Raw genomic sequence first — 15,252 nt, 5'->3', positions numbered from 1 at the left:
GTTTACAGTAATAAATGTATATATAAAGCTGGTAGTAGTAGTAAACGACGACTTTTCTGTGGATAACAAGCGTTTACTCCACAGGATCAGCAGTTTACGTGCTGCCGAACCGGCGGGACAAGGATTGTATCGGGCCTGCACGGATGTTGGAGAAAAAACGAGTTGTCTTCAGTAAACGTGTTTCTGCACATCCGCTCCTGTGGATATACAGGGGTTTGTCCACAGGCGGGGCAGTGTGCGGCGATGCAAACGGTCCCGGTCTTGTACAGCCGTCAGTTGCTTTCAACACAAGCAGCGTGGCAAGCAGCGTGGCAAGCAGCTGCGTCCCGCGCCGTCGTTCAGCTGTTCAGCCTGGACGTGACGAACGGCTAGCGGCTGCTGCCTCTTCTTTCTTCTGCTAAACAATCCACCAGCAACCAGCCACAAGCTTCGGCAACACCACGGGGGTTCGCATCCCAGGTTTTGAACTTCGCATACTTCATCTATTTAATAACAAGAGATGTATACAAAACTGGTAGTAGTAGTAAACGCCCCTCCAAACTGTGGATAAGACCATTTTTCTCCACAGGGTCAACGGTTTACGTGATGTTGGATGTGCTGAACAAGCGTTGTATCCGGCGTGCACGGAATGCGTACAGATCCGTTCGGTGTCCGAAAAACAGCCGTTCTGCACATTTGCTCCTGTGGATATACAGGCGTTTGTCCACAGAGGCACATTCGCGTTAACCCAACAATTCGAGGCGGGCATGAAAAAAAAATTCTCCCATAGCCCTTTACTCGCCCAACGATTGAAACGGTTGTAGGCTGTTTGCCATGGACAAAGATCCTCAGGAATATCGCGCCAAGGTGCCCCTGTTCGAAGTTTCCATAAAATGGCTTCCATAATATTTTTACTATTACGTGAACGGTAGCAGTCATAAAATTGCATGGTATTTTGGATTTGTACCCAAATTTCATCAGTTATGACTCTGCGTGACATATTAAAGAACTTAATTTTAGAAGGAAGCCAAGATATTTTAATTGAATGGATGAGGAGAATGAAATATATACATTAAATGAGGACACGCCCTAGTATTGTCAACTAATTGTTGTTGATGTGGTACAGCAATAGCTTCCCATTCATCATAAGACAAAATAGATGGAAAAGCGGCTACTAACTGAATAGTAGTCGCTTTGTTCTTTCTATGGGTTTCGACTTTAGCTAAACGCCTTTGAAAGTTTTTATAAAGTTTTAACCTTGTTTATTTAATTCCAATTTCACCAAAACCAAAGCAATCCTTTCTATATGTTGATAAGCTGGCTCGTCTAATTCTTCGCCAAAAACATCGGGATCAATTTCTTCATAAGACCAGTTTATATTTGAATACGGTGTAATCAACTTTTTTAAGTGTTCTAAAACTGGATTGCCATTTGGTCTAATTGCGACACCGGTATATAAAAATAAACACCCCTTGGGATTAAGACGTTGCATCCCTTCTTTTACAATATTGAATGACAATTCGTTGCCATCCAGCTCATTACCACCGTGACGATATTGACGCTGATCTGGATCTATTAAGTAGGGGGGATTGGCAATAATAAGGTCAAACTGTCCTTCAATATTTGCAAATAAATTGCTGTAAACTGGATAGATATTACTTAAACTTGCAAACTCCGCATTGATTTGGCTATACGACAATGCTTTAGGATTAAGATCCGCCACGGTAATTTCATTAAAATCAGGAAAATATTTAGCCATACTTATCGCAGCAGCAGAAGTACCACAGCACAATTCCAAGCCTCGTTTGAATGGCTGAGACTTCTTGGCTAAATACTGTTTTAAATGATAAACAAAGCGATAAGTATCTGGTCCAAAAAAAACCGCATCTTGCTGAATGGTAGGGAAACTGGAATGAATAAATAATTGGTCCTCTAGAGAAGATACTCGTACATGACTGAACCACTGACCATCTTGAAAAAGAATGAGCTGATTTTCTTTTAAAATTGCAAAAAGGCTGGGTTCCAGATCCGTTTCTGCAAATGCTAAATTCCAGCCGAAGATATTCCGAAGAGTTAGATCCTGACCTTTTATGTTCTTATTCCGGTTAAGAATACGCTGATGGGAAAGAGGCGTTATCGTCGTAAAGTGATAATCTTTTTGTTTTAAATAATCCAATAAAAAAAGCAAGGCTTGCTGTTGTGTAGTCTTAACATCCAAAATTTGGTTCATACGGATTTTCTCTTCTGATGATTAAAACAATTAAGCAATATAGAGGTTATTTAACCCATTACAAAGCAATAACCAAACCAACACTTATTCATTAAAGAAAGCAAATTTCCATTTGATGATTTAATAAAATAAATAAGATTAATACTCTCTTAAAAGGCAGTTTATTTTGGTAAAAATATAATGCTATTGGTTTAATTTATATTTTTTGTAGCAAGAGAAGCAAAAAGAGATCACGATAATTTCAGCGCGAGTAAACAGTTCCAGTATTTTTTATATTTGCTTAATTAATGTCGAGATGACTATTGGGCAATAATCATCTCAAGTAGGGATTTATCACCATGCCGTGTTAATTTTTCGCCTGCGGTAAATCGAACCAGATGAATTGACTGTCTTCTAAAGCTTTAATTTGATTATTTTCAGCAAAAAGTAGTGCATCGCCAGCTTTCATAATCTGATCTTCAATCTGGATTGCCCCTGAAATGACATGCACATAATTGACTTGCTGGGTCGCTTCCACAGCAAGCAGTTGATCTTTGGTTAAAACGGCAGTTTTTACTTCAGCTTGTTGGCGAATATGCATTGGTGCATTATCACTAGGTCCGGCAATTAAGTGCCATTGGTTTGGTTGTTCATGTGGATTACACTGAATTTGTTGATAATTGGGTTCTGCATCTTGCACATCCGGGTGAATCCAAATTTGCAACATATGCACTGGAGTATCGCCATTGTTCATTTCACTATGTTGAACTCCTGTACCTGCACTCATGAGTTGCCAGTCACCCGCAGTAATATGACGTTCATTACCTATGCTGTCTTTATGTGAAATTGTGCCATCAAGTACGCAGGTCAAGATTTCCATATTTTCATGGGGATGAATACCAAAGCCATGATGTGCGGCAATGGTGTCATCATTAATGACGCGAAGTACGCTTACCCCCATATATTTGGGGTTATACCAGCTACCAAAAGAAAAACTGTGTTTGGTATCTAACCAGCCCGCCTGAACATGACCTCGGTTTTCAGCATGATGTAAAAAAGCATTCATTTTTGATGCTCCTTATTATTTAAAATTAGTCTGATAATAGCGTGCTATAAAATGGATAAAAATAGGATATAAGCGACATAACATTCTATTTATGCAACGTTAATTTTTTATTGTGAATATTTTCTAAGATTTAGAATTAATCTCATTATGGATAATTCAAAGATAAATGGCATTTTGTTTTTTGTAAAAAAAGCCCACATAAATGCAGGCTTTTGATGATAAGTATTCTGATTATTCTAAGAATTTAACGGTTACACCAGGCTTCACTTTTTTACCTAAGTCATTCGCATCCCAGTTGGTTAAACGGATACAACCATGCGATGCAGTTTTAGAAATTGCAGATGGGTTCGGCGTACCGTGAATACCAAATGATTTTTTACTTAAGCCAATCCAGATGTTTCCAACAGGGCCATTTGGACCTGGTGGTAGGGAAAGCGGTTTGGTATTTTTGCCTTGGACAAAATTGCTTGGTGAATAGCTATACCAAGGATTTGGTGCTACACCGGTAACTTTATAAGTACCTGTTGGAGATGGAGTATCTGAACTACCGATGGTCGCTGGGAATGAACCAATCATTTGATTGCGGCTGTTAAATAAGTACAGTTGTTTGGCACCTTTATGCGCAACAATTAAATGAATATCTTCAGGAACTTCGTTACGGATATTGGCGACAATAATTTTCTCACCGGCTTTTTTGAAAGTTGCTTTCGGATTTAACTTTTTCAAAAAGTCTTCATCCATATGGAATTTTTCACTTAACATTTCAGTGACACGGGTGTAATACAAGCCTTTCATTTTTGCTTGTAACGCATAGTCGTGTGGAATAGACGTAGCATAAGGACCTTGCAGGTCAGCATCGGTAATGGTGTACTCAATAAAGGCAGGTTTAGAACCTTGTTTAGCCACTAAAGCATTCCATGTTTCCTGAGTCAAAGTGCCTGTAGGTTTAATACCGCTGATTTGCTGGAACGATGCAATTGCTTTCAAGGTATTTTTACCACTTGTCCCATCAATTGCACCCGGTGAAGCATGGGCGTTATTTAACATGACATGGGCGCGTGCATAGACAGGAAACTGACCTTTGCCAATATTTTCATACCACTCAGCGTTGTTCAGGCCATCCAAAGTCCAGGATGCTTTGGTTGGCGAAACGCTGGCATTGCTTGTCGTACTTGATGTTTTTGTTGTCGGTGAAACACCGATCTCAGCATTATCATCTTCAGTATTTCCAAGATCTTCTAAGGTTTTTGAAGCCTTAATCAAGTCTTGCTGTTCTTGTTGTGTAATATGGGTTTCGGTGCTTTGAGCGCTTGATGCCGCCAGTGGATCAATCGGATCCTGAACCGCAGTGTCAGCAATCTTTTTGGGATTTAAAGGCTGTTCAGCAGTAGATGCGGCAAACGCGGTACCCGCAAAAATGCAACTTAAACTTATAGCGAGTAATGTGCGAACGAACATGGAATTCAACCTTAAAAATTATTCATTAACAATTTGATAAAACCATATAAGTATTGCAGAAAAAATGAGGAGATGCAGTAGTTGTTTTGTGTAAAAATTATTTTACATTTCCCATGATTGAGTTTTAGGTACGAGAGAAGTTACTAAATTTTCTGGCTTTTTGTTATGATGGTTCGAAGATTAAAAATGAGATGGGAAAGTAAATGACGACTCTAAAAAACGATCGTTTTCTACGTGCCTTATTGCGTGAGCCAGTAGATAGCACACCAGTTTGGATGATGCGTCAAGCCGGGCGTTATTTGCCTGAATATCGCGAAACACGTGCTAAAGCAGGTGATTTTCTTTCCTTGTGCAAAAATAATGATTTTGCATGCGAAGTAACCTTACAACCTTTGCGCCGTTATAACTTGGACGCAGCGATTCTGTTTTCAGATATTTTAACGGTGCCGGATGCTTTGGGGTTGGGGCTTTATTTTGAAGCGGGTGAAGGTCCAAAGTTCCATAAAACCATTCGTACTGAACAAGATGTCGCGAATTTACCCAACTTCAATGCCAAATCTGATCTAGATTATGTGATGAATGCTGTAACTACCATTCGTTCAGCTTTGGGAGGTCAAGTTCCATTGATTGGTTTCTCAGGCAGTCCGTGGACGCTTGCAACGTATATGATTGAAGGCGGATCGAGTAAAGATTTCCGTTATACCAAACATATGATGTATGCCCAACCTGATGTGTTGCATGCCTTGCTTGATCGATTGGCCATTGCGGTGATTGATTATCTAAATGCACAAATTGATGCTGGGGCACAAGCCGTACAAATTTTTGACAGTTGGGGTGGTGCACTTGGACACCGTCAATATATTGAATTTTCATTGAACTATATGCAGAAAATTGTTGCAGGCTTAAAACGTGAAAATGAAGGTCGTAAAGTACCAGTGATTTTATTTACCAAAGGCGGCGGGCAGTGGATCGAACCAATGCTGGCAACCGGCGCAGATGCCTTGGGTCTGGATTGGACCACACCATTAAATGTGGCGCGTCAAACGGTCGATGGGCGCGCTGCTTTGCAAGGCAATCTGGATCCAGCCACTCTATATGGCACGCCAGCGTCTATTGAAAAAGCAACCAAAGCGATGCTTGACGATGCGTATGCAGGTGGTGAAAAAACTGGTTATATCGCCAACCTCGGTCATGGTATTACCCAATGGGTTGATCCTGCAAATCCTAAAGTATTTATTGATACTGTGCATGAATATAGCGCCAAATATCTTTAAGTATATGTAAATAAAATAATTTTTAGGATTTAACTTTGATCATTCCGATTAAATCATGTTTTGAGTTCTTATTTAAGGCAGCTTCGGCTGCCTTATTTGGGATTTTACTACTGATTGCTTTCGCCCTTACAGCATTTATGGGAAGCCAAGAGTTTTACGGCTTTTTTCGTTATGACTATTTGTTGTTTTATGCCTTAATTATTCAAGTTTGCTTGCTGTATTTAAAGCTGGAATCATGGTCAGAAGCCAAAGTCATTGCCTTGTTTCATATCATGGCGATGGTCATGGAAATTTTTCTGACGCATCCGCAAATCGCTTCATGGCAATACCCACAACCTGCAATATTCAAAATATTGACCGTACCTTTATTTGCTGGATTTATGTATTCCGCCGTGGGCAGTTTTTTTGCTCGTTCCTTAAGGCTATATCAGGTGTCGTTCAAGAAGCTCCCAAGTTTTCCCAATATGATCGCTTTGGCTGTACTCTCATATGTTAATTTTATGAGTAAATTTTTTGTGCCAGATATTCGCTTTTTTCTCTTCGCCTGGAGCGTCATCATTTTCTGGAAAACAAAAATTCGTTTTCAGCTGCAACGGTATCAAATCCAGCTTCCCATGTTACCCGTGCTCATGATTTTGGCGTTTATTATCTGGGTTGCAGAAAATATCAGTACCTTTTATAAAATCTGGCTTTATCCAAGTCAGGTCAATGCCTGGCATATGGTCGGTTGGGGTAAGCTAGGTTCATGGTATTTACTGTTAATGCTCAGTCTGGTGCTGGTGCTGAAAATTTTAGGTACGCGTAATCCCGAAGGCACCTGGACGCTTAAAGATCATTAGAACAGCAAGTATTTATCTTTAGCGAAAGCATACATTTTATCCATTGCACCACACTTGACTTCCCGCTAATCTGCTAAGGGTGTAATTTAAATTACATGACTAGAGTAATAACAAAATTGCATGAGAATAAGTGGAGAATAAGCATGTTAAAAAAAATAATGCTGGCTGCTGTACTGGTCACAGGTTCAGGTATGGCTATGGCCGATAATGATGTCGGCTGTGGTTTTGGTAGTCAGATATGGGAAGGTCAGTCCGGCATCATTCCTAAACTTCTGGCAGGAACAACCAACGTTCTTTTCACTAACCAATGGATCGGGATTACTTTCGGTACTTTAGGATGTAGTCAAGGCGGAAAAGTTACCGCTCAAGTGGTTACTTTCACCAATGAAAATTCCGAAACTCTCGCACGTGATATGGCGGTAGGTGAGGGCGAAAGCCTGAATGTGCTAGCTGAATTGCTCAATATTAAAGCTGAAGATAAAGCCCGTTTTTTTGCGGTATCCAAGCAGAATTTTTCTGAAATTTATTCTGATAAAAATCAGGATACGCTTCAAGTATTAACCTCTCTACAAACGGTTATGGCAAAGGATGATGTATTAAGATCCTACATCTAAGCCGCTGAATAAAAACCCTGTCACCTTGGCAGGGTTTTCTTATGAATACAAGAATTAAAGAGAATAAGATTACTGAATGAAATATGCCTTTTTACTACTTGGTCTTACCTGGGTTCATTTAAGTCATGCAGCCGAAATAAAACTGGAAATCCAAAGTTACCTCGATCTGGCTGAGACCAAACAGCTGAATCAGACCCAGACCTGGCAACGCCTCATGTATGCGAATGCACAGGGTAAAAGCGAGGTTAATTATGCAGGCTATTTCCTGGCCGAGCAGGGATCAACCGATCTTAAAAAGGAAATGCAGCAAAATATACAGGCGTTATTTGCGGCAGCAGAACCCAATCAGTCGATACGCTGTAAATTTCCGGCACGCAGCCACTGGCTGATGCAGCAACTGAACCTGTCCGAACAGCAATTACCGGCAGTGAGCTGTCCCGAATTTGAACAATGGATAGGTCAGGTCAAACCTTATAAAGCTACCTTAATTTATGCCACAGATTTCATGGGTAATCCTAGCTCGATGTTTGGTCATACTTTATTACGTTTGGATCCGAAAGATCAGCAGCAGCTAAACCTGATTTCCTATGCGGTAAATTATGCGGCCACAGTAAACAGTAATGACAACTGGTCTTTTGCCTGGAAAGGCCTGACCGGACAATACCCAGGTGAATATTCCCTGATGCCTTATTATCGTAAGGTCAAAGAATATGGCGACTTTGAAAGTCGTGATTTATGGGAATATGAGCTGAATTTAAACCCGGAAGAAACTCAGTTTCTGGTTCAGCATCTATGGGAAATGCAGAAGGTCAGTTTCCCGTATTATTTTATCAACGACAACTGTGCTTACCGCTTGCTTGGGCTTTTTGACCTGGCACGTTCCGAGCTGAATCTTCAACAACAGTTCAATTCAGCTGCTATTCCCATAGAAACCCTGAAAGTTGTCGAACAGCAAGGTCTGATCAAGGAAAAAATTTATCGACCTGCGCTGGAAACACAATTATTGGCACAAGCTAGACAGCACGGCACAACTTTGGCGAAAACTGCCCATCAAGTGGCATACGCAAATACAAATACACAGTCTTTAACGCTACAGAAGTTTTCGGTGCAGGATCAGGCTAAAATTCTGGAGATGGCCTATGACCATTTATATCTGGATTTTTTGAGACAAAAAGTCGATAAGTCTTTTGCCCAGTCTCGTTTCCGCCAGTTACTGGGTTTAAGAAGCCAACTTGATATAGAAAAGCAGCGTAAATCACCGGTGCGTCCAAAAACGGATCCGACCCAGAGTCATAACGCGCGTCATATTTCAATTCAGGCGGGGGAAATGCAGGGTGAAAAATTTATCGAGTTTGGACACAGGCAGGCCTATCATGACTTGATAGATCCCCAGAGCGGTTTTCGTACCGGCACACAGCTGTTATTTTTCAATACTGCAATACAGTACCGTGAAGATGAGCTGAAAATTGAACAATTTGATTTGATGACAGTCAATTCCTACAATCCTGTTTCACCCTTTAAAATACCTTTGTCTTGGGGATTTAATTTGGGCTGGCAGCAAGAAGCGTTAGAGCAGGGGGGCAAGTTTAGTGAACATGAACAGCATGGAGTGGCCAATTTAAAAGTACAAATGGGCTATAGCTATGCTGATCAGGCACGTGAGCATTTATGTTATGCACAGCTGCAAAATCATATTCAAGCCGGCAAGGCATTGGATGAAGGTTGGCGCGTGGCTATGGGACCAACCCTAGGCTGTCAGAATATTTGGTCAGATAAAGTTAATTCTTTAATTCAGGTAGAATTGCCGTATTGGGAAGATTCACATCAGTGGCAATTAAAATTAAATACTGAATGGCAATATGTATTGAACCAGCAAAATGCGATTCGGCTGGGCTGGGAATATCAACACCAGCATGGAAAAGACTGGAATAAAGCAAGCTTAGGGTATATAACCTTTTTTTAAAATTATAGTATTTTCTGTTAGTTATCTCATTATTTATGATAAGACCTAAAATAGATCACAGAGTAATTTTTGCGAAAATTTGTTATATTAATAAACTAATTATCTCCCTCTTTAAAAAACGCCTGGAATCAATTGTATGAATAATGAATGTATGGCCATGCTGGCTGAGCAATGGGAACATATATGTCAAAATTATTCATCAGATGAGTTGCTACAGGCTTTTAAATTTATACAAGATCACTCGCTGATTTTGGTTGAAGAATTTTATAAAAAAATGCTGGTTGAAAAAGAGTCTGCAGAATTTTTCTCAGATGAGTTGATTCAACAACGTTTACTCAACACTCTTAATGCATGGCTTCTTGAGAGTTTTAGTGTCGGAATTAATAAACGCTATAGCGAAGCTGTAAAAAAACAGCACATGGTTGGACAGGTGCATGCGCGTGTAGGCATTCCATCTTGGTTAATCATGCGCGGCGTATGTGAGATTGAACGTAAAGTATTTGAACTTGTGGCTCAAAACCCACAACACCATATGATCACCATCTGCAGTTACATTGTCCGAATCATGGGCTTTTCAACTGAAATCATGTGCCGTTCTTATGAAGCCAATTTAGAAAAGAATAACGATATTAAGCATAGTTATCGACTGTTCTCTGCGATGCAGGATGTAGCAGTACAAAAAGATAAGCAACGTGGCTCATTACTGGACTGGGAAAATGAACTGATGTTTAAAGTTTTTTCGGACAACACCGGCTTTAATCATTTAGTACTTTCCAAATCAGAATTTGGTCTCTGGTTCATTCATAAAGCAGCTTACGCATTTGCTGGTTCAGAACAGGTCGATGTCATTATTGGGCGGATTCATGAAGTTGATCAGCTGAATCAACAGGTTTTAGTATGTACAGAAAAAGATAAAACCATTCAATTGATTCAGTGTATTCGTGAAAAGAATAGAGAAATTCAGCATTTGGTTGATCAGCTGTTTCAGGTTTCTGAATATATCGAATCCGGGAATGATTCCTTAACCCAGCTGCTCAATCGACGCTATTTAAATACCATTATTTCCCGTGAGATCAGTTTTTCTCGAAAAAATAATGCACCATTATCGTTGCTCGCAATTGATGCTGATCACTTTAAGCGAATTAATGATAAACATGGACATGCCGCAGGTGATTTGGCATTACAGTTTATGGGTGAAGTACTGGTTGAATCGGTGAAAGGAAGTGATTATGCATTTCGGGTGGGTGGGGAAGAGTTTCTTCTGCTTTTAGTGGATAGCGATTTGACCCGTGCTCAGGAAATTGCTGAAACTATTCGCAAACGTGTGCAAGAAACCCCAATTCGCACGATAGCAGGAAATAGTTTTAATTTTACCGTCAGTATAGGGTGTTCACTTTACGACGGTCATCCAGATTATAAACGTTTCTTGGATGCTGCAGATTCAGCGCTGTATGCCGCAAAAAATAATGGGCGTAATAATGTTTATTTAGGCAAATAGAGTTGAGCATGGAATATTATTTTATTGGGCACAGAACGAGCAAAGTACTCGGTATAATCTACAGGTAAAAACAACTTTTAGGCTTCCACTACGACAAAATATTTCCGAACAGCTTCAACGACTTCAAATTTTCCCGTGAAGCCAGCTGGAATAATGCCCGCTTCACCCGCTTTGATTTCAACAAAACTTTGCGTATGGGCATCATGCAAGCGTATCCGGCCTTCAATTAGCTGAAAGAATTCCTGTTTGTTGGCAGAAAATTCAATATTCCATGCACCCACTTCACAAGTCCAGATACCACAGTTCATATTGGGATGCTCATATAAACTTTCGGTCAGGCGTTTCGGGTTGCCTACAACCAGACGATCAGGACGAGGATAGTCAATTGTTGTTTCACTCTGAGTCAAACCGTGGCCTGCTAACCAAATAGATGACATGACTTAGCCTTAAAATTAAAAGTTGTATAAGTGAGAGAAGTTAAAGTATAAATAAAAAAGCCCCGGTTCGTCGGGGCTTTTTTGAATCTTTCAAACTTAGTAATTTTCTGGTAAAGCACTCAAAAACTCACGACGTTCTTCTTTATTGGTTTTAAAATCTCCAACAAAAGAAACCGTACGTGTGGTTGATTCCTGCTTGCCGACACCGCGCATCATCATACACATATGTGCAGAATCAATCATTACGGCAACACCACGTGCTTTAGTCACTTCAGCCACAGCTTCAGCAATTTGCTGAGTCAGGTTTTCCTGAATTTGCAAACGACGTGCAAACATTTCAGTAATGCGGGCAAATTTTGATAAACCTAAAACATTGCCTTCGGGTAAGTAAGCAATATGCACACGACCGTAGAAAGGCAGTAAATGATGTTCACATAAAGAATAAAATTCAATATTCTTGACTAAAACCATTTCACGGTTGTCAGAAGGGAAGACCGCATTATTGGTCACTTCTTCTAAAGTTTTGCTATATCCAGACGTTAAATACGAAAAAGCTTTAGCAGCACGCATTGGCGTATCTTTTAGACCAGGACGATTAAGATCTTCACCAACGGCAGTCAGAATGTTGGTGTAGGATTGCTGCATAGACATAAGACGTGTTCACTTACACTGATATCGAACAAGGACGGCATTGTAGCAGAAAACCGCTACAATGCCGTGTTTTGGGGAAAAATTCTGCTTACTGTTTAAATTTTGGGTTCTTCTCTGCACGTTTGAGTAAAACCAGAACGGCGCCAGTGCCGCCTTGTTTTTCAGGCGCACTGACAAAGGCTAAAACATCACGGTGTTGACGCAGCCAGCCATTTACATAGGTTTTTAAGATGGCTTCAGGCCCTTTGCCGTGCACAATCTTAATGACATTTTGATTTTCATCTTTTGCCATCTGAATGATCTGTAACACTGCAGCTCGCGCATCTTCAACCGTACAACCATGCAGATCTACCGCTTCAAACCAGCGCAGGTTACCGGCTTTTAAATCTTCAAACACTTTGTGCTGCAGGGTGTCGATGCGGTAGCTTAATGTTGCTTGACTGGCAACAGGATTCAGCATGGCTTGTGTATCTGAAAGCTCTGCATGATCTGTTTGCATGGGGCCAGTGGCTGCTGCACGTTTTGCTAGAGTTTGCGCATCAATTTTTTTCTTCTTGTCCTTTTCAATCTTTGCAATATTGCTGGTGTCCATTTTTTTGACACCTTGCATGGATTTCTGGAATAGATCGACATCATCTTCTGGCTCTTGCTCGATCTGAGTTTTAGGCTCAGGCTGTTTGGCAATGGCAGTCGAATGTGGATTGGTGATTTGCTTTTTAAAGGCTTTCAGTAAGTCGAACTGACCTTTAGAAAGCGAAGAATCATGTTTACTCATAATCTTAATTATTCATTAAACAGTTTCAGGCTGACCAAATAATGCAGTGAATGCATGATCGGGACGAGGCTGTTTCATAAAACTTTCACCCACAAGGAAGGCATGAATGTCATGCTCTTGCATCATGTGGACATCATTGGGGGTGGCAATACCACTTTCAGTCACCAGTAAACGTGAAGGCTCAAGCAACTTTTTCAAGCGCAGTGATGTGTTTAAATCGACATCAAAGGTTTTTAAATTACGGTTATTCACGCCTAACAGGCAACGCTCTGAAAGTCGAAGTGCACGTTCAAGCTCATGTTCATCATGAACTTCAACCAGTACATCCAAATTGTGTTCAAAAGCAGTTTTAGACATTTCTTCCAGTTGCTGGTCCGACAGACAAGCCGCAATCAGAAGAATACAGTCTGCATGCAGGGCACGTGCTTCAATTACACCATAAGGATCAATCAAGAAATCCTTACGCAGCGCAGGAAGGGCGCAGTGTGAACGGGCAATGGCGATATTTTCGTCCGCACCCTGGAAAAAGTCTACATCGGTTAGTACCGATAAACAGGCGGCACCCGCTTGCTCATATTGCTGTGCAATTTCAGCTGGATTAAAATTTTCACGAATCACGCCTTTAGAAGGAGATGCTTTTTTAATTTCAGCAATCACTCCCGGACGTTTGCTTAACAGGCTTTGAGCAAAGCCACGTACAGGTGTGGCTGCCTGCGCGAGTTCTTCAACATCCTTTAAGCTATGTTGTTTTAAACGCGCAGCAAATTCTACTTGTTTACGGTCAACAATTTTACCTAAAATCGTATTTGCGATATCGAGCATGACAATATTTCCTTTATAGCCTTAAGCTTCGTATTCTTTGAGGGTTTTGGTGAATTCAGATAAAACGCTCATTTTTTCTAAAGCTTGTCCACCGTAAATAATGTCATGTGCCAGTGCTACCCCTTGTTTATAGCTTGTGGTCAAGCCTGATACATAAATGCCTGCACCTGCATTGAGTGCAATCATGTTGGCCGCTTTTTCACCTTTAGCAGATTTTTTCTTGCCCAAAGCATCTTTGATTAAAGCCAGGCTTTCAGTTGAATCTTCAACAATCAAACCGGTTAAAGTCTGTGATTCAATGTCGACATCTTCAGGGTTAATCATCCATTCCGTGATTTCACCATTTTTCAGTTCAGCGACATAGGTGGAAGATGCCAGACTGATTTCATCCAGACCATCTTTAGAATGCACTACCATCACATGTTCAGCGCCGAGTTGTTTCATCACTTCGGCAATCGGGTGGCACAGTTCATTCGAGAATACACCCAGTACAAAACGCTGTACTCCAGCCGGGTTAGTTAATGGGCCAAGCAAGTTGAAAATACTGCGAATACCCAATTCACGACGTGGACCGATTGCATATTTCATGGCCTTGTGATGATTCGGTGCAAACAGGAAACCCACACCCATTTCACGAATACAACGTTCAGTTTGCTGCATATTCAGGTTCAGGTTAATGCCGGCTTTTTCCAGCAAGTCAGATGAACCTGATTTTGAAGACACACCACGGTTACCGTGCTTGGCAATGGTTGCACCGGCAGCAGCAATTACAAAACTTGATGCCGTAGAGACATTAAACAGGTTTTGACCGTCACCGCCGGTACCGACGATATCAACCAGATGGGGAATATCGCTGACATCAATTTTAATCGCAAATTCACGCATCACCCGTGCAGCGGCAGTAATTTCGTCAATGCTTTCGCCTTTTAAGCGTAAGCCCATCATCAGCGCACCAATTTGCGCATCGGTTGCTTCACCGGACATGATGCTGCGCATCACATCTTCCATTTGCGGCTGAGTCAGGTGAACCTGTTTGGTAATATTATTTAAAGCTTGTTGAATATTCATTGTGTTCACTATGCATAAATTTCTAAAAAGTTCTGGAAGATTTGATGACCATGCTGGCTCAAAATTGATTCAGGGTGGAACTGCACACCTTCGACGGCCAATGTCTTATGTTTTACACCCATGATTTCTTCCATGCTGCCATCGGCTTCATTGGTCCAGCAGGTGACTTCCAAACAATCGGGTACGGTCGCCTGATCAATCACCAGTGAATGGTATCGCGTTGCCGAAAATGGAGAGGGTAGATCGCTGAAAATGCCTTGGTTGCTGTGATACATATCGGATAAACGACCGTGCATGACATTCTTTGCGCGAATAATATTCCCACCAAAAGCCTGGCCAATGGCTTGATGACCTAAACACACGCCAAGCAATGGAATTTTGCCGGCAAAGTGCTGAATCGCGGGAATTGAAATTCCTGCTTCACTTGGTGAACACGGGCCAGGGCCAATCACCAAATACTTGGGTTGCCATCGCTCGATATCTTCCAATGTCACGGCATCATTACGGACTACTTTTACCTCTTGATTTAACTCACCAAAATATTGGACGATGTTATAGGTAAAAGAGTCATAGTTGTCGATCATTAAAAGCATGAGCTA

General features: G+C 41.0%; 14 protein-coding genes and 1 pseudogene. 5 read left to right on the top strand and 10 right to left on the bottom strand.

Features of this window, described 5'->3' with window-relative positions; all coding sequences use genetic code 11:
• Positions 1–748 precede the first annotated feature (748 nt).
• The 4 genes and pseudogenes from ACKI4H_RS06560 to ACKI4H_RS06545 form a co-directional block, all read right to left on the bottom strand.
• Positions 749–979: pseudogene (locus ACKI4H_RS06560) on the bottom strand (transposase); the annotation flags it as partial.
• 252 nt (positions 980–1,231) lie between these two features.
• A complete protein-coding gene (locus tag ACKI4H_RS06555; protein WP_407304628.1) occupies positions 1,232–2,209 on the bottom strand; it encodes a methyltransferase in 978 nt (325 codons plus the stop codon).
• Between the two features lie 346 nt (positions 2,210–2,555).
• Positions 2,556–3,254 (bottom strand): pirin family protein, encoded by a 699-nt coding sequence (locus ACKI4H_RS06550; protein WP_407304626.1) that lies wholly within the window; start codon positions 3,252–3,254, stop codon positions 2,556–2,558.
• A gap of 231 nt (positions 3,255–3,485) precedes the next feature.
• Positions 3,486–4,712 carry a L,D-transpeptidase family protein gene (locus tag ACKI4H_RS06545; RefSeq protein WP_407304624.1) on the bottom strand — a complete coding sequence of 409 codons (1,227 nt, stop codon included), beginning with the start codon at positions 4,710–4,712 and terminating at the stop codon, positions 3,486–3,488.
• 203 nt (positions 4,713–4,915) lie between these two features.
• On the opposite strand from ACKI4H_RS06545, the gene hemE reads away from it, so the two are divergent.
• From hemE to ACKI4H_RS06520, 5 genes are all read left to right on the top strand, one after another.
• Complete coding sequence (hemE, locus tag ACKI4H_RS06540; RefSeq protein WP_407304623.1) at positions 4,916–5,986, top strand: uroporphyrinogen decarboxylase; 1,071 nt, start codon at positions 4,916–4,918, stop codon at positions 5,984–5,986.
• Positions 5,987–6,024: 38 nt separating this feature from the next.
• Positions 6,025–6,825 carry a DUF817 family protein gene (locus ACKI4H_RS06535; protein ID WP_407304629.1) on the top strand — a complete coding sequence of 267 codons (801 nt, stop codon included), beginning with the start codon at positions 6,025–6,027 and terminating at the stop codon, positions 6,823–6,825.
• Positions 6,826–6,968: 143 nt separating this feature from the next.
• The gene (locus ACKI4H_RS06530) at positions 6,969–7,439 is read left to right on the top strand and encodes a DUF3015 family protein (protein ID WP_407304620.1); all 471 of its coding nucleotides are present in this window, start codon (positions 6,969–6,971) and stop codon (positions 7,437–7,439) included.
• Between the two features lie 76 nt (positions 7,440–7,515).
• Complete coding sequence (locus tag ACKI4H_RS06525; RefSeq protein WP_407304619.1) at positions 7,516–9,402, top strand: DUF4105 domain-containing protein; 1,887 nt, start codon at positions 7,516–7,518, stop codon at positions 9,400–9,402.
• Positions 9,403–9,538: 136 nt separating this feature from the next.
• Positions 9,539–10,900, top strand: a complete 1,362-nt coding sequence (locus ACKI4H_RS06520) for a diguanylate cyclase (RefSeq protein ID WP_407304617.1) — start codon at positions 9,539–9,541, stop codon at positions 10,898–10,900.
• Between the two features lie 77 nt (positions 10,901–10,977).
• Here ACKI4H_RS06520 and ACKI4H_RS06515 read toward each other — a convergent pair whose 3' ends face one another.
• The 6 genes from ACKI4H_RS06515 to ACKI4H_RS06490 all read right to left on the bottom strand — a co-directional run bounded on the left by ACKI4H_RS06515 (position 10,978) and on the right by ACKI4H_RS06490 (position 15,246).
• Positions 10,978–11,337, bottom strand: coding sequence for a cupin domain-containing protein (locus ACKI4H_RS06515; protein WP_407304615.1), 360 nt, complete (start codon positions 11,335–11,337; stop codon positions 10,978–10,980).
• A 96-nt stretch (positions 11,338–11,433) separates the two neighbouring features.
• The gene (gene folE, locus ACKI4H_RS06510; RefSeq protein WP_284067738.1) at positions 11,434–11,982 is read right to left on the bottom strand and encodes a GTP cyclohydrolase I FolE; all 549 of its coding nucleotides are present in this window, start codon (positions 11,980–11,982) and stop codon (positions 11,434–11,436) included.
• A 94-nt stretch (positions 11,983–12,076) separates the two neighbouring features.
• The gene (locus ACKI4H_RS06505; RefSeq protein ID WP_407304613.1) at positions 12,077–12,763 is read right to left on the bottom strand and encodes a Smr/MutS family protein; all 687 of its coding nucleotides are present in this window, start codon (positions 12,761–12,763) and stop codon (positions 12,077–12,079) included.
• Positions 12,764–12,778: 15 nt separating this feature from the next.
• Positions 12,779–13,585: an indole-3-glycerol phosphate synthase TrpC gene (gene trpC, locus ACKI4H_RS06500; RefSeq protein ID WP_407304611.1), complete on the bottom strand. Its 807-nt coding sequence runs from the start codon at positions 13,583–13,585 to the stop codon at positions 12,779–12,781.
• A 21-nt stretch (positions 13,586–13,606) separates the two neighbouring features.
• On the bottom strand, positions 13,607–14,653 hold the full coding sequence (gene trpD, locus ACKI4H_RS06495; protein WP_407304609.1) for an anthranilate phosphoribosyltransferase: 1,047 nt from the start codon (positions 14,651–14,653) through the stop codon (positions 13,607–13,609).
• An 8-nt stretch (positions 14,654–14,661) separates the two neighbouring features.
• Positions 14,662–15,246, bottom strand: a complete 585-nt coding sequence (locus ACKI4H_RS06490; RefSeq protein WP_131316230.1) for an aminodeoxychorismate/anthranilate synthase component II — start codon at positions 15,244–15,246, stop codon at positions 14,662–14,664.
• Between the last annotated feature and the right edge of the window lie 6 nt (positions 15,247–15,252).

Source organism: Acinetobacter sp., from assembly GCF_045628685.1.
Classification (GTDB): Bacteria; Pseudomonadota; Gammaproteobacteria; order Pseudomonadales; family Moraxellaceae; genus Acinetobacter.
This window is presented reverse-complemented; position numbering and strand designations above follow the sequence as displayed.

Excerpts from the sequence above, each read along its gene's own strand:
- hemE (WP_407304623.1), top strand. The coding sequence starts at position 4,916 with ATGACGACTCTAAAAAACGATCGTTTTCTACGTGCCTTATTGCGTGAG.
- ACKI4H_RS06490 (WP_131316230.1), bottom strand. The coding sequence starts at position 15,246 with ATGCTTTTAATGATCGACAACTATGACTCTTTTACCTATAACATCGTC.
- trpC (WP_407304611.1), bottom strand. The coding sequence starts at position 13,585 with ATGCTCGATATCGCAAATACGATTTTAGGTAAAATTGTTGACCGTAAA.
- ACKI4H_RS06545 (WP_407304624.1), bottom strand. The coding sequence starts at position 4,712 with ATGTTCGTTCGCACATTACTCGCTATAAGTTTAAGTTGCATTTTTGCG.
- ACKI4H_RS06505 (WP_407304613.1), bottom strand. The coding sequence starts at position 12,763 with ATGAGTAAACATGATTCTTCGCTTTCTAAAGGTCAGTTCGACTTACTG.
- ACKI4H_RS06520 (WP_407304617.1), top strand. The coding sequence starts at position 9,539 with ATGAATAATGAATGTATGGCCATGCTGGCTGAGCAATGGGAACATATA.
- folE (WP_284067738.1), bottom strand. The coding sequence starts at position 11,982 with ATGCAGCAATCCTACACCAACATTCTGACTGCCGTTGGTGAAGATCTT.
- trpD (WP_407304609.1), bottom strand. The coding sequence starts at position 14,653 with ATGAATATTCAACAAGCTTTAAATAATATTACCAAACAGGTTCACCTG.
- ACKI4H_RS06525 (WP_407304619.1), top strand. The coding sequence starts at position 7,516 with ATGAAATATGCCTTTTTACTACTTGGTCTTACCTGGGTTCATTTAAGT.
- ACKI4H_RS06555 (WP_407304628.1), bottom strand. The coding sequence starts at position 2,209 with ATGAACCAAATTTTGGATGTTAAGACTACACAACAGCAAGCCTTGCTT.
- ACKI4H_RS06515 (WP_407304615.1), bottom strand. The coding sequence starts at position 11,337 with ATGTCATCTATTTGGTTAGCAGGCCACGGTTTGACTCAGAGTGAAACA.
- ACKI4H_RS06550 (WP_407304626.1), bottom strand. The coding sequence starts at position 3,254 with ATGAATGCTTTTTTACATCATGCTGAAAACCGAGGTCATGTTCAGGCG.
- ACKI4H_RS06530 (WP_407304620.1), top strand. The coding sequence starts at position 6,969 with ATGTTAAAAAAAATAATGCTGGCTGCTGTACTGGTCACAGGTTCAGGT.